This window comes from Kitasatospora sp. NPDC088779, from assembly GCF_040685395.1.
Taxonomy (GTDB): Bacteria; Actinomycetota; Actinomycetes; order Streptomycetales; family Streptomycetaceae; genus Kitasatospora.
Map to the genome: position 1 here is coordinate 84,986 of NZ_JBFBHW010000005.1, position 12,252 is coordinate 97,237.

Below are 12,252 nucleotides of genomic sequence, written 5' to 3' on the forward strand. Positions count from 1 at the left end.
GGCTCCGAACGGCACCGGACACCTCAGAACGGCTCCGAACGGCCACTCGCACGATCCCCCGATCAGACAACCCCACCGCAGCTCACCCCCTTGCAGTACACCCGATCAGGAGACTGACCCGTGTCCGTGCACCGCGCCCGTTCCGCCGCCTTCGCAGCGGTCCTGACCGCCGCCGCGCTGTCCCTCACCGCCTGCGGCTCCGCCGACTCCTCCACCGCGAAGTCCGGCGACGCCGCGGGCGGCAAGAGCGCCAAGACCGCCACCTCGGTCGCCGACTTCGGCGGGATGGACGGCCTGATCGCCGCCGCCAAGAAGGAGGGGAAGCTGCACGTCATCACGCTGCCTCGCGACTGGGCGAACTACGGCAAGCTGATGGACGACTTCAAGGCGAAGTACGGCATCGAGATCGAGGACGAGAACCCCGACGGCGCCAGCCAGGACGAGATCAACGCGATCACCTCCCGCAAGGGCCAGGACCGCGCCCCCGACGTCGTCGACCTCGGCTCGGCCTTCGCGCTCAGCGCCGCCAAGCAGGGCCTGCTGGCCCCGTACAAGGTCACCGACTTCGACAAGATCCCGGCCACCATGAAGAACGCCGACGGCCTGCACTACAACGACTACGGCGGCTACATGTCGATCGCGTGCGACGCCAAGAAGGTGTCCGCCTGCCCGAAGACCTTCGCCGACCTGCTGAAGCCCGAGTACAAGGGCATGGTCGCCCTGAACGGCAACCCGACCAAGGCCGGTGCCGCGTTCGGCGCCGTCTACGCGGCCGCGCTCGCCAACGGCGGCTCGCTGGACAACATCCAGCCCGGCATCGACTTCTTCGCCAAGGTCAAGCAGGCCGGCAACTTCAACCCGGTCGAGGTCACCCCGGCGACCATCGAGAAGGGCGAGACCCCGATCAGCATCGACTGGTCGTACCTGAACGCCGGCTACGCCGACAAGTTCAGGAGCAAGGGCATCGACTGGCAGGTGGCCATCCCCTCGGACGGCTCCTACGCGCAGTACTACAACCAGGCGATCAACAAGGACGCGCCGCACCCGGCCGCCGCCCGCCTGTGGGAGGAGTACCTGTACAGCGCCGAGGGCCAGAACGGCTTCCTGGGCGGCTACGCCACCCCGGCCCTGTTCGACGCCATGAAGACGGCCGGCACCCTGGACGCCGCGGGCGCCGCGAAGCTCCCGCCGGTCGAGAAGCCCTTCACCACCTTCCCGACCCAGGAGCAGACGGACACGGCCAAGAAGACCGTGACCGAGAACTGGGCCAAGGCGATCGCGGGCTGACCTGACGATGACCACGGCTCCCACCCCGGTGCCGGCCCCCGCCTCCGCCGCCCAGAGCGGCGGGGGCGCCCCCGGCCCCGCAGCAACCACCCCCGCCACCGCCGACGCCACCACGGCCGAGGCCACCGACACCGCGGCCGAGACCGCCGCGGCCAAGAGCACCGAGACCGCCAGGGCCCCCCGCCCCGGCAAGCCCCGGGCCGGCCGCGGCCGCGCCTGGATGGCCGCCCTCCCCCTGCTCCTGTTCTTCCTGGTCGGCTTCGGCCTGCCCGCCGTCGCGATCGCCATCGGCGCGTTCACCACCTCGCCCGACGCCCCCGACGGCGGCGGCACCTTCACCACCGACAACCTCACCGGCTCGCTGCAGGGCGCCTACTGGACCGCCCTGTGGGGCAGCGTCAAGCTCTCCCTGCTGACCGCGCTGATCGCCGCCGTGGTCGGCCTGCCGCTGGCCCAGGCCGTGGCCACCTCACGGTTCCGGGTGTTCCGCGAGGCGGTGCTCTCCGCCTCCGGCGTGCTCGCCAACTTCGGCGGCGTGCCGCTCGCCTTCATGTTCGTCGCCACCCTCGGCAACGCCGGCGAGGTCACCAAGAAGTTCGGCCTCACCAGCCACGGCTGGAACCTCTACACCTTCACCGGCCTCTCCGTGGTCTACCTGTACTTCCTGGTGCCGCTGATGGTCATCACCATCACCCCGGCCCTGGAGGGCCTGCGCACCCAGTGGCGCGAGGCCGCGTACAACAACGGCGCCACCGTCGTGCAGTACTGGCGGCACGTGGCCCTGCCGGTCCTGGTGCCCTCGCTGCTCGGCGGCTTCGTGCTGCTGTTCGGCGCCTCCTTCGCCGCGTACGCCACCGCCGAGGCCATGGTGGGCAGTTCGGTGCCGCTCATCTCGATGCAGATCGGCGACGCGCTGTCCGGCAACGTCCTGGTCGGCCAGGGCAACCTCGCCCTCGCCCTCGGCCTCGACATGATCGTGGTCGCCTGCCTGGTGATGGCCGTGTACCTGCCCCTTCAGCGCCGGAGTGCCAAGTGGCTCGCCTGATCAATCGCATCCGTTTCGGCCGCGGCCTCGTCCTGCTGCTCTGCGGCGTCTACTTCGCCGTACCGCTGGCCTCCTCGGTGATCTTCAGCGTCGACGACAACAAGGGCGGCACCACCTTCCGGGCCTACACCGAACTGCTGAACGCGCCCGGCTTCCTGGACAGCCTGGTGCTGAGCCTGGAGCTGGCCGGCGTCACGGTGGCGGTGCTGCTGCTCCTGCTGGTCCCGGCGATGCTCGCCGCCCGGCTCGGTGCGCCGAAGCTGCGCCCGGTGATCGAGGTGATGTGCTCGATGCCGCTGGTCGTCCCCGTGGTCGCGCTCACCACCGGCATCATCGGCGTGCTGCGCTGGGGCCCGGACTACCTCCAGGACACCCCGCTGTTCCAGACCATCGTGGCCATCCAGGACCCGAAGTTCCCGATCGTCCTGGTCATCGCCTACGTGCTGATGGCGCTGCCGTTCGCCTACCGGGCGCTGGACGCCGGGCTGCGCGGCGTGGACGTCGCCACCCTGGTCGAGGCCGCCCGCAACTGCGGGGCCGGCTGGCTGCGCGCGGTGTTCACCGTCGTCCTGCCGAACCTGCGCAGCGCGCTGCTGAACGCGGCCGTCCTCACCGTCGCCCTGGTGCTCGGCGAGTTCACCACCGCCTCCATCCTCGGCTTCGCCCCCTTCTCGGTGTGGATCAACTCCAACGGCAAGAGCGACGGCCAGATGTCCGTCGCCGTCTCGATGCTCAGCCTGCTGATCGTCTGGCTCGTCCTGCTGCTGATGTCCGCCGCCGGCCGCGGCCGCAAGGGCGCGCGGGCCTGAGGCGCCCCGCCGCACGGCCATCCCGCGCTCCGGCCGCACGGTCCTGAACCACCCCACGCTTTCCAGGAGTTACCAGCCATGACCACGGTTTCCGCCCCCGTCACCGGTGTCGCGCTCGCCCCCGGCGGCGCCACCGTCGAGTTCCGCTCGCTGCGCCGCTCGTTCGGCGCCACCACCGCCCTCGACGGCCTGGACCTGACCGTCCACCCGGGCGAACTGCTCGCCCTGCTCGGCCCGTCCGGCTGCGGCAAGACCACCGCGCTGCGCATCCTGGCCGGCTTCGAGCAGCACGACTCCGGCGAGGTCCTGGTCGACGGGCAGGACATCACCGCGATCCCCGCCCACAAGCGCGACGCGGGCATGGTGTTCCAGTCGTACAGCCTCTTCCCGCACCTGACCGCGCTGGACAACGTCGCCTTCGGGCTGCGGATGCGCGGCGCCGGCAAGGCCGAGCGCCGCAAGCGCGCCCAGGAGCTGCTGGAGCTGGTCGGGCTGCCGCACCGCGCCGAGCACTACCCGCACCAGATGTCCGGCGGCCAGCAGCAGCGCATCGCGCTCGCCCGGGCGCTCGCCCTGCAGCCGCGCGTGCTGCTGCTCGACGAGCCGCTGTCCGCGCTGGACGCCAAGGTCCGCCTCCAGCTGCGCGAGGAGATCCGCCGGCTCCAGCAGGAACTGGGGATCACCACCCTGTTCGTCACCCACGACCAGGAGGAGGCGCTGTCGATGGCCGACCGGGTCGCGGTGCTGCGCGCGGGCCGGCTGGAGCAGTGCGCCACCCCGTCCGAGCTGTACGGCCGCCCGGCCACCGCGTTCGTCGCCGAGTTCGTCGGCACCATGAGCCGCATCCCGTGCACCCGCACGTCCGACGGCGTCGAGGTGCTCGGCCGCCGGCACGCGGTGGACGGCGACCTGCCCGCCGACGGCGAACTCCAGGTGCTGGTCCGCCCGGAGAACGTCACCCTGACCCCGTCCGAGGCCGGCCCGGCCCTGGTGATCACCGCGTCCTTCCTGGGCGCCGTCACCCGGCTCACCGTCCGCCTCGACGACGGCACCGAGGTCAAGGCCGACCTGCCGACCGAGGCCGCCGCCGCGCTGCCGGCCGGCTCGCGCGCCGAGCTCCTGCTGCCGGAGCGTCCGGTGCTGGTGGACCGCCGCACCGTCTGAGAGCCTCGAACCCCATCTGCGTAGCACCATCTGATGAACCACCGAAGGTACCGCCATGCCTGAAGCCCTGACGCCCTCCTCCCCGACGCCCGGCGCCCCGACGCCCGGCCCCTCGACGACCGAAGCTCCCCGCCCCGCCGCCGTCCTGTTCGACATGGACGGCACCCTGGTCGACACCGAGCAGCTCTGGTGGCAGGCCGCCGCCGAACTCGCCGACGAGCTCCACCACGCGCTCACCGACCAGGACGCCCCCGAAGTGCTCGGCCAGGCCGTCGAGCACACCGCCGCCCACCTGCACAGGGTCAGCGGCACCACCCTCACCGAGGCCGAACTCGCCGCCCGGCTCGGCGAGTCCTTCGCCGCCAAGGTCGCCGCCGAGACCGTCCCGCGCCCCGGCGCGCTCGCCCTGCTGGCCTCCCTGCGGGACGCGCGGGTGCCCACCGCGCTGGTCTCCGCCTCCCCGCGCCAGGTCGTCGACCTGGTCCTCGCCGCCATCGGCCGGGACTGGTTCGCCGTCACCCTGGCCGCCGAGGACACCCCGCGCACCAAGCCCGCACCGGACCCGTACCTCGCCGCCGCCGAACGGCTCGGCCTGGACCCGGCCACCTGCGTCGCCGTCGAGGACACCCCGACCGGAGTCGCCTCCGCCGCCGCGGCCGGCTGCGCCGTGCTCGCCGTGCCGTCCACCGCGACGCCGATGCCCGACGGCGGCCGGATCACCCTGCTCGCCAGCCTGGAACAGGCCGACCTCGCCCTGCTGGGGAAGCTCGGCGCCGCCCGGGCCGTTTGACCGGCATGCCCTATCTCCTGCTCTCCCTCGCCATCCTGAGCGAGGTCTGCGCGACCAGCTGCCTCAAGCTCACCGAGGGGTTCACCCGCCTCTGGCCGAGCATGGGGGTGGCGGTCGGCTACGTGCTGTCCTTCGTGCTGCTCGGGCGCGCGCTCAAGCACATCCCGGTCTCGGTCGCCTACGCCGTCTGGTCCGGGGCCGGGACGGCGGCGGTCGCCGGAATAGGCGTGGTCGCCTTCGGCGAATCGCTGGGACGCCTCCAGTGGCTGGGGATCGCCCTGGTGATCGTCGGAGTGGTCGTGCTCAACCTCAAGAACAGTCACTGACGGGCCGCCCCCCGCCCGCGGCGCTGGTCAACTACCCTTTCGGAGCGGGAAGTCGGATGTGCCGACCGCCCGCTCCGAGTGGTTCGCTACCGTGGGCCCCATGAGCGACCCACGACCCCACCACTACCGCTTCGTCCACCGCGAGCTCGCCCGCCAGGTCCTCGAATTCGGCCCCCGGCTGACCGTCCCGGACGCCGGCGGCAGCCTCCTGCCCGTCCTCACCGGCATCTGGGACAACCTCGGCCAGACCCTCCCGCCCGAGGACCGGCTGCCCAGCCACGGTCTGGACTGCCAGCACCTGCGGGCCGACGGCCACCCCCTGCTGCTCGTCACCCTCCCCACCCCGACCAGCGCCACCGAGGCCCACTTCGTCGCCGCCGTCCACCCCCAGGGCACCAAGACCGTCCGCTACGTGACCCTGGAGCACGCGCTCAACCCCTTCGACAGCAGCCCCGGCACCGTCCTCGGCGAGTGGTCGTCCGAAGGCCACCTCAACCACGGCGAGGGCCCCTCCCCCGTCGCCGAACTGTTCGTCGCCGCGGTGGCGAAGCTCGTCACCCCGAAGAAGCGCGGCTTCTGGCGCCGCTGACCCCGACGCCGCCGCGCGCCGGCGCATCGTCAAGGTCCCGTCATCGCACCGTGAAGCACCCGTCACAACAGATCGCCCGCGCACCGACTGCGGCTATGCTCGGCCGGTCACGCCATCGACACATCGGGGGAGCAGTGGCCGACTTCACGGTCAGCACCGAGTTCCTCGCCAAGCTGGCCAAGGACCTCAAAGGCTGCGGCGACGAACTCGACCAGGGACTCAAGGCGCTCAAGGAAGCGAGTCGCAGCGGACTGGGCTACGACTTCCTCGACGAGGCCTGCGGACACTTCCAGGGCACGTGGGAGTACGGGCTGAAGAAGGTCCGGGAATGCGTCAAGATCCTTGACGACGGCCTGGAGAAGGTGCAGCAGGGCTACGACAGCACCGAACAGGACACCACCAAGGCCCTCACCCCCCAGGGGCGCTCATGACCGACCCCACGCCCGACTGGTCCGGCCTCGGCTTCAACCCGACCCCCGGCGACGCCACCGCCGTCACCGGCCTCAGCGGAAGCCTGCGCCGGGTGGGCCAGCACCTGACCGACGTCCACACCACGCTCTCGCAGCTCTCCGCCAACCAGGGCCAGTGGACCGGCGAGGCCGCCAAGGCCTTCGCCGGCCAGTTCGGCAAGCTCCCCGCGTACCTCCAGGACGCCGCCGACTCGATCACCGCCGCCTACCAGGCCCTCGACGTCTGGTACCAGGCGCTGACCGAACACCAGCCCAAGGCCGCCGAGTTGGCCCGCTCCGCGGTCGCCGCCAAGCAGCAGAAGGAGCAGGCCGAACAGGCGCACACCGCCGCGGCCGCCGCCCCCGACCTCAAGCTCGCCGGCCAGACCTTCCCCGACGACGCCGGCCTCGCCGCCGCCGAACAGCGCTACACCAAGGCGAAGGACCACCTGGACGCGGCAGCCGCGCTCGTCAGCAGCGCCGCCAACGACCTCACCCAGCTCCAGAAGCAGGCCCACGAACTCGCCGGGGGCCACAAGTCCGACGCCCACAAGACCGCGGCCGCCATCCGCAAGGCCGCCGACAGCAAGGCGCCGCCGGAGCCCGGCTGGCTCAGCAAGGTCGGCAACTGGCTCAAGAACCACGGCGCCGACATGCTCACCGTGGCCGCCGGCATCTGCGGCGTCGCGGCGATCTTCTTCCCCGCCTTCGCGCTGCCGGCCCTCCTGCTGAGCGCCGCCGCGGCAGGCGCTCACGTGAAGCAGTACGGCATCAAGGGACTGATGCCGACCAGCATGGCGAACCTCGGCAACGACCTCACCCTGGCCGGTGATCTCCTCGGGGCGCTCCCCGGAGGAGCCCTCCTCAAAGGCGGAATCACCGCGTTCAGGGGTGCCCGCGCGGCCGGCACCGGGGTCAAGGCCGTGAGCGCCGGCGCCACCGAGATCCGCACCGCCGCCAGGGCAATGGACCCGGCCAGCCCGATCTTCACGACGGCGATCGAGAAGCCCGCCATCAAACTCGGGCTATCCAAGGCCGCTGCGATGAACGTCTCCGACGGCGTGCAGGCAGCCAGTGGCGTCGCGCTGACGGCCCCTACCGCCTGGGGCCTCACCCAGGACAACCCGAGCCCGGGGCTGAGCGCCGCGGTGAACTACACCACCGGAGGCGGGACGGCGCTCAACGGTGCCGGATCCGCCATCGGCGGCAGCGGCAAGAGCCGGATCGTAGCCGGACTGCTCGGTGGCGGCAGTGCGATCGTCACCGGTGTGTGGGGAGTCGGCCATGGCTGACACGACCGCCCCGTCGTTCTGGCTCTCCCTGCCCGAAGGGTTCACGAGCATCGACCTGTCCGAGGATCCGGGCGACCGCATGAGTCGGATCGTGGACGGACTCGACGCGCTCACCGATGCCGGTCCGGAACAGAAGCTCGGTATCATTGTCTCTGCCGAGCTCGCCCTCCAGGCGCAGCTGCGCGAGGGTGCGGTCCACGTCTCCAACTGCCTGGTACAGACCGAGGAAGGCACGATCGTCCAGGGCATGTTCAGCCTGTTCCTCCGCGAGCAGGAGCAAGGCGCCCCGGGCACCTACCCCCAGCGCGTCGCCGAGGAGCTCGCGGCCGCCTGGCCGGACGCCGACGTCGACGTCCTCGACTTCCGGCTCGGCCGTGCCACCGTGACCGTCCGCGACCTGGCCGTACCCGTGTCCGGGGCGGTCTACGGCCTGCCGGGATCGGGCGTCGTCACCGTCCGCCAGCTGGAAGCCCTGTTCCCTCATCCGTGGAGCCCTCACGTGCTCGCCGTCGTCTTCACCACCCAGCACCTGGACTACTGGGACGGGTGGTCGGTCCTGGTGGGCGCCGCCATCAGTGGGATCTCCTTCTACCCTCCGCTCGACGAAGCACAGAACGCCCTGTCGCCGGAGCGGCGGGACACCATCCGAAAGGCCTTCGGGTGACACTCGCCCAGTCCGCCCCGGAGACGGGAAGCAAGGCGCGCTGGCTCCGCCGTGGCGCCGTCCTGGTCGCCGTCCTGACCTGCCTGTCCGTCGGCACCGTCCTCGCGTTCGTGTACGTCGGCACCCTCCTGGCTTTCGGCCTGGGTGCGCTCTACATGGTCGCGACGGGCGTCGGACTGGCGAAGCTCGGAGGACCGGGGAACGACCCCGATGGCAAGGACGTCAGCGCCGGGCTGGTCCTCGTCTTCTTCGCCGTCCTCATCGCCACCGGTGCGGGCGCCGACGCCTGGCACAACCAGCTGCTGGGTTCGGGGCGGGACGTCAAGGCGGTGGTCATCGCCGAGCACGTCGACAAGTCGATCCACGGCACGAAGCGGACGTACGACCTCTCCACGCAGGGCGAGAAGGTCCCCGGCGGACCCCTGGAGCCGGACAGTCGGCGCTTCAACCCCGGCGACCACGTCACCGTCCGGATGGACCCGGCCGGCCGGGTCGCCCCCAAGCTGCCCGGGGAGGCCGATTCCCCGGCATCCCTGTGGAGCGCGATCGGAATCAACGCGGTCATCGCCCTGTTCCTGCTGTGGTTCGCCTACGACAGCAGCAAGCCGCCCCGGGACCCACGCCCGGCCGGACCGTGGCGCGAGCGCATGCGCCGACTCGACGGGCTGCCGCTCACCGCGGCGGCGACGGCGGTCTCGGTGCCCTGGCTCCTGTGCTTCCTGCTCGTCCAGAACCGTCTCGGCTTGGCCCTGATGGTCGCGATCCCCTATCCCCTCGCCGGGTTGGCGGCCTTCGGCTCGCTCGTTCGCGACGAGGACCGGAAGCAACCCCAGGGCCTGGTCCTCCTCGCGGTCGGTCTCGTCTTCACCGCGCTCGCCCTGTTCCTCTGACCGACGACCCGGCACGCGCCGGCGGAAGGAGTCGGGACGGCACGGAAGGCATTCGGACGATGACCGCCCGGTTCGGCCGGGGCACACAGGGCCGAGTTGGCCGACGAGGTCCCCGGCGGGGGCCTGGAACAGAGTTCCGCCCGGCTCAAGCCCGGCGACGTGATCACCGTCCGGTGACGCGCGGCCGAGCCGACCAGCCCGCCACGGCGTGACGCCCGTCACACGAAGTATCGGCAACCCTGTCGCTCCGAACGGGCATCTCACTCCTCGCTGCTCATGACACACGGACAGTACGGGGGATGACGCCATGGCGGATGATGGACCGAAAGCCGGCGGCCCGGAGTTCAAGATCCGGCCGGGGGACCTGAAGGCGGCCGCGCCGACCTTCCAGGCTCAGAGCAGGGCACTCAAGGACGCCCTCGACACGCTCAGGCACAGCCTCGCCGACGCCGGCAGCCCGTGGGGCGACGACAAGCAGGGCAAGGAGTTCGCCCAGGCCTACAACGGCCCGCACGACCACGTGCTCTCCGCGCTGGACACCCTGGTCAAAGGCCTCACCAGCATTCACGACGGGCTGAACGCCCACGCCGACAACCACACCGACGCCGACAACCACGTCCGCAAGGACCTGACGCCGTGATCGGCCGCCCACCGCGGAGGGAGCCGGCGCGTGGGTGAGTCCGCGGCCGAGAAGATCGTCCGCAAGGTCACCGGCCTGTGGTGGCCCGACGCCGACCCGGACCAGCTCCGCACGGTCGCCGCCGCCTGGGACACGATGGCCACCGCCATCGACAACGTCACCGCGCCCACCCACCAGGCCGCCGCCGCCATCGTCGCCAACAACCACGGCCCCGCCATCGACGCCTTCGGCAAGTTCTGGGGCCAGTACTACGGAGGCAAGGGCAAGGGCTGGCTCCCCGATGTCGCCGCCGCCTGCCGCAACCTCGCCAAGGCCCTGCGCGCCTTCGCCGACGAGGTCGACAAGGCGCTCAAGAAGCTGAAGGAGGAGGCCGCGATCGTCGGCGCGACCCTGGTCGCCGGCACCGCCCTCGCCATCTTCACCGCCGGCATCTCCGAAGCCGCCGCCGGCACCGCCGCCGCGGGCATCATCGCCACCGCCGCGAGCCTCGGCGTCGCCGTCTCCGAAGCCATCGCCACCATCGCCGCCACCATCCTCACCGGCGTCGTCTTCGGCGCCGTCGAGGCCATCACCGTCGACCTCGCCGTCGCCCAGCCGATCCGCGTCGAGTTCTTCGACGACGGCGGCTACAGCCTCCAGGAGGCCGTCGACTCCGCCGAGACCGGCGGCGTGATGGGCGGCGCCGGAGGCGGCCTCGGCGCCGGCGGCCGCGTCGTCGCCAACACCGCCGAGGGCGCCGAGAACGCCTCCGTCGCCCTCGCCGGCCTCGCCAAGGCCGCGGGCGCCGCCGATACCCTCCCCGGCCGCATGCTCACCGGCGCCGGCCTCACCTACGGCTACGACGCCACCTTCAAAACCGGCCCGGTCATGCCCCTCGACCTCATCCTCGGCGCCATCGGCAGCGCGGCGGCTCCCGGGAGCAGCACCCCGAAGCGCCGCCCCGGTTTCACCGGGGCCGACGCGAACGGCTGGGAGGGCGGACTTGGCGCCCGCCCAGAACCCTGGCTCTCCGAGTCGGGAACCCCGTACGCGATCGACCCGACCGGTACACCGAACAAGAGGGCCGTGCAGCGCTACGAGGACTACCGCACCAGGACGGACGATGTGATCGAGGTCGCCAAGGAAACCGGTGTCGATCCGCGGATCGTCCAGGTCGCCAAGGACAACCTCATGATCAACCGGCATGACGTCCCGGTGGGACCGGGCGCACACAATGTCCTGAAGAACGTCCATTTCGAACCGGACCCGGCGGTCTCCACACCCTGGAACGCCGCCGTCAACGGTTTCATAAAACCGGGCAGCATTCCACCGCTGCGTGGAACGCTCGCCCACGAGTATGTCGAGGCCAAGCTTCTCGAAGCCGGCCTCCCCTATCTTTCCAGCCATCCGGACGCATGGAACTCGGAGGGCGCGCCAATTGTCCACCCCGAGCATTTCGGCGCACACAATCTGGCACCGCGGAGCTATCACGAGGGAGAAGTGTCGGCGGACGGATCACTCGACCACTGGAAGCTCTACGGGCTCAAGGCGCCCACCGGGGCTGTAGCCGAAGACCTCTCGAACCTTGATATCGTAGTCGATGCCATTAAATCCCAACTCCGCGAGAAAGGTTATGATCTCAAGTGAGCACGGAAAATGTTCAGTTGATGGTCGACCGCCTCAAAGCCATCCAGTGGACGGCCTATCGGGAGGGGGAACGGAAGGCCTTTTCTCGCGCGGCGCTCATGAAGGAGTACTTCCGACGGGCCGCGCTCTGGCTCGATGCCTACGGGGAAACCGAAGAATGGCCTTTCTTCGATCTCGCGGCGATTGTGGCGCCGTCCGTGCGGGCCGACCCGGCGGTGGTCTCCGACATCGAGGATTTCGTGGAGGACGCCTCCGGTTCGTGGCACGCGATCGAGTGCTCGGCGGCCGCCGTCCAGTGGGCCGCCCTGGGTGACGCCCCCGGGCCGGTGCTGCATCCGCTGCCCGATCCCTTCGAGCCACTGATCCGGGTCTACGAGCGCGGCGGCGCCGGTTTCTCGTTCGCCAACGGCTTCCTCGACTTCGGCATGCTGATGGTGAAGCGCGGCAACTGGCGCGCCCACCTGTCGCCGGAGCCCGTCGTCGAACTCGACGACGGCATCCTCGACGACCTGGATGCGCAGTCCTGGGCCGAGTTCCGAGCGCTGGCGGCCCGCACCGGACACCCGGTGGACAACAGCTGAGCACTACGAGCGGCTCCGCGTGCTCGCGGCCCTGCGCCATGCCTGACGAAGGCCCACGCGTGCCGCCTCCTCCTCGGTGCCGAGGAAGTTCCCCCTCCCG

The 12,252-nt window shown here is 71.1% G+C and carries 14 protein-coding genes; all 14 read left to right on the forward strand.

Annotated features, from left to right (window positions below; translation table 11 throughout):
* Positions 1 to 120: 120 nt before the first annotated feature.
* Positions 121 to 1,287: an ABC transporter substrate-binding protein gene (locus tag AB0P03_RS05995; RefSeq protein ID WP_363580535.1), complete on the forward strand. Its 1,167-nt coding sequence runs from the start codon at positions 121 to 123 to the stop codon at positions 1,285 to 1,287.
* 220 nt (positions 1,288 to 1,507) lie between these two features.
* Entirely contained in the window at positions 1,508 to 2,332 is an 825-nt protein-coding gene (locus AB0P03_RS06000) for an ABC transporter permease subunit (protein ID WP_350880479.1), read from the forward strand.
* A complete protein-coding gene (locus tag AB0P03_RS06005) occupies positions 2,320 to 3,141 on the forward strand; it encodes an ABC transporter permease subunit (RefSeq protein WP_363580533.1) in 822 nt (273 codons plus the stop codon). Before AB0P03_RS06000 ends, AB0P03_RS06005 begins: the two co-directional genes overlap by 13 nt.
* A gap of 78 nt (positions 3,142 to 3,219) precedes the next feature.
* Positions 3,220 to 4,305: an ABC transporter ATP-binding protein gene (locus AB0P03_RS06010; protein ID WP_363580531.1), complete on the forward strand. Its 1,086-nt coding sequence runs from the start codon at positions 3,220 to 3,222 to the stop codon at positions 4,303 to 4,305.
* A gap of 55 nt (positions 4,306 to 4,360) precedes the next feature.
* On the forward strand, positions 4,361 to 5,095 hold the full coding sequence (locus AB0P03_RS06015) for an HAD family phosphatase (RefSeq protein WP_363627927.1): 735 nt from the start codon (positions 4,361 to 4,363) through the stop codon (positions 5,093 to 5,095).
* Positions 5,096 to 5,100: 5 nt separating this feature from the next.
* A complete protein-coding gene (locus tag AB0P03_RS06020) occupies positions 5,101 to 5,421 on the forward strand; it encodes a multidrug efflux SMR transporter (RefSeq protein ID WP_363627928.1) in 321 nt (106 codons plus the stop codon).
* A gap of 100 nt (positions 5,422 to 5,521) precedes the next feature.
* On the forward strand, positions 5,522 to 6,010 hold the full coding sequence (locus tag AB0P03_RS06025; RefSeq protein ID WP_363580525.1) for a hypothetical protein: 489 nt from the start codon (positions 5,522 to 5,524) through the stop codon (positions 6,008 to 6,010).
* A 134-nt stretch (positions 6,011 to 6,144) separates the two neighbouring features.
* Entirely contained in the window at positions 6,145 to 6,441 is a 297-nt protein-coding gene (locus AB0P03_RS06030; RefSeq protein WP_363580523.1) for a hypothetical protein, read from the forward strand.
* Positions 6,438 to 7,751, forward strand: coding sequence for a putative T7SS-secreted protein (locus AB0P03_RS06035; RefSeq protein ID WP_363627929.1), 1,314 nt, complete (start codon positions 6,438 to 6,440; stop codon positions 7,749 to 7,751). Before AB0P03_RS06030 ends, AB0P03_RS06035 begins: the two co-directional genes overlap by 4 nt.
* On the forward strand, positions 7,744 to 8,415 hold the full coding sequence (locus tag AB0P03_RS06040; RefSeq protein WP_363627930.1) for a hypothetical protein: 672 nt from the start codon (positions 7,744 to 7,746) through the stop codon (positions 8,413 to 8,415). Before AB0P03_RS06035 ends, AB0P03_RS06040 begins: the two co-directional genes overlap by 8 nt.
* Entirely contained in the window at positions 8,412 to 9,305 is an 894-nt protein-coding gene (locus AB0P03_RS06045; protein WP_363618636.1) for a hypothetical protein, read from the forward strand. The genes AB0P03_RS06040 and AB0P03_RS06045 overlap by 4 nt, the downstream gene beginning before the upstream one ends.
* Positions 9,306 to 9,612: 307 nt before the next feature.
* Positions 9,613 to 9,945: a WXG100 family type VII secretion target gene (locus AB0P03_RS06050; protein ID WP_363627931.1), complete on the forward strand. Its 333-nt coding sequence runs from the start codon at positions 9,613 to 9,615 to the stop codon at positions 9,943 to 9,945.
* A 135-nt stretch (positions 9,946 to 10,080) separates the two neighbouring features.
* Entirely contained in the window at positions 10,081 to 11,571 is a 1,491-nt protein-coding gene (locus AB0P03_RS06055; RefSeq protein ID WP_363627932.1) for a hypothetical protein, read from the forward strand.
* The gene (locus AB0P03_RS06060) at positions 11,568 to 12,152 is read left to right on the forward strand and encodes a hypothetical protein (RefSeq protein ID WP_363627933.1); all 585 of its coding nucleotides are present in this window, start codon (positions 11,568 to 11,570) and stop codon (positions 12,150 to 12,152) included. Before AB0P03_RS06055 ends, AB0P03_RS06060 begins: the two co-directional genes overlap by 4 nt.
* The last annotated feature ends 100 nt before the right edge of the window (positions 12,153 to 12,252 follow it).

Excerpts from the sequence above, each read along its gene's own strand:
- AB0P03_RS06020 (WP_363627928.1), top strand. The coding sequence starts at position 5,101 with ATGCCCTATCTCCTGCTCTCCCTCGCCATCCTGAGCGAGGTCTGCGCG.
- AB0P03_RS06025 (WP_363580525.1), top strand. The coding sequence starts at position 5,522 with ATGAGCGACCCACGACCCCACCACTACCGCTTCGTCCACCGCGAGCTC.
- AB0P03_RS06050 (WP_363627931.1), top strand. The coding sequence starts at position 9,613 with ATGGCGGATGATGGACCGAAAGCCGGCGGCCCGGAGTTCAAGATCCGG.
- AB0P03_RS06010 (WP_363580531.1), top strand. The coding sequence starts at position 3,220 with ATGACCACGGTTTCCGCCCCCGTCACCGGTGTCGCGCTCGCCCCCGGC.
- AB0P03_RS06055 (WP_363627932.1), top strand. The coding sequence starts at position 10,081 with ATGGCCACCGCCATCGACAACGTCACCGCGCCCACCCACCAGGCCGCC.
- AB0P03_RS06000 (WP_350880479.1), top strand. The coding sequence starts at position 1,508 with ATGGCCGCCCTCCCCCTGCTCCTGTTCTTCCTGGTCGGCTTCGGCCTG.
- AB0P03_RS06015 (WP_363627927.1), top strand. The coding sequence starts at position 4,361 with ATGCCTGAAGCCCTGACGCCCTCCTCCCCGACGCCCGGCGCCCCGACG.
- AB0P03_RS06035 (WP_363627929.1), top strand. The coding sequence starts at position 6,438 with ATGACCGACCCCACGCCCGACTGGTCCGGCCTCGGCTTCAACCCGACC.
- AB0P03_RS06040 (WP_363627930.1), top strand. The coding sequence starts at position 7,744 with ATGGCTGACACGACCGCCCCGTCGTTCTGGCTCTCCCTGCCCGAAGGG.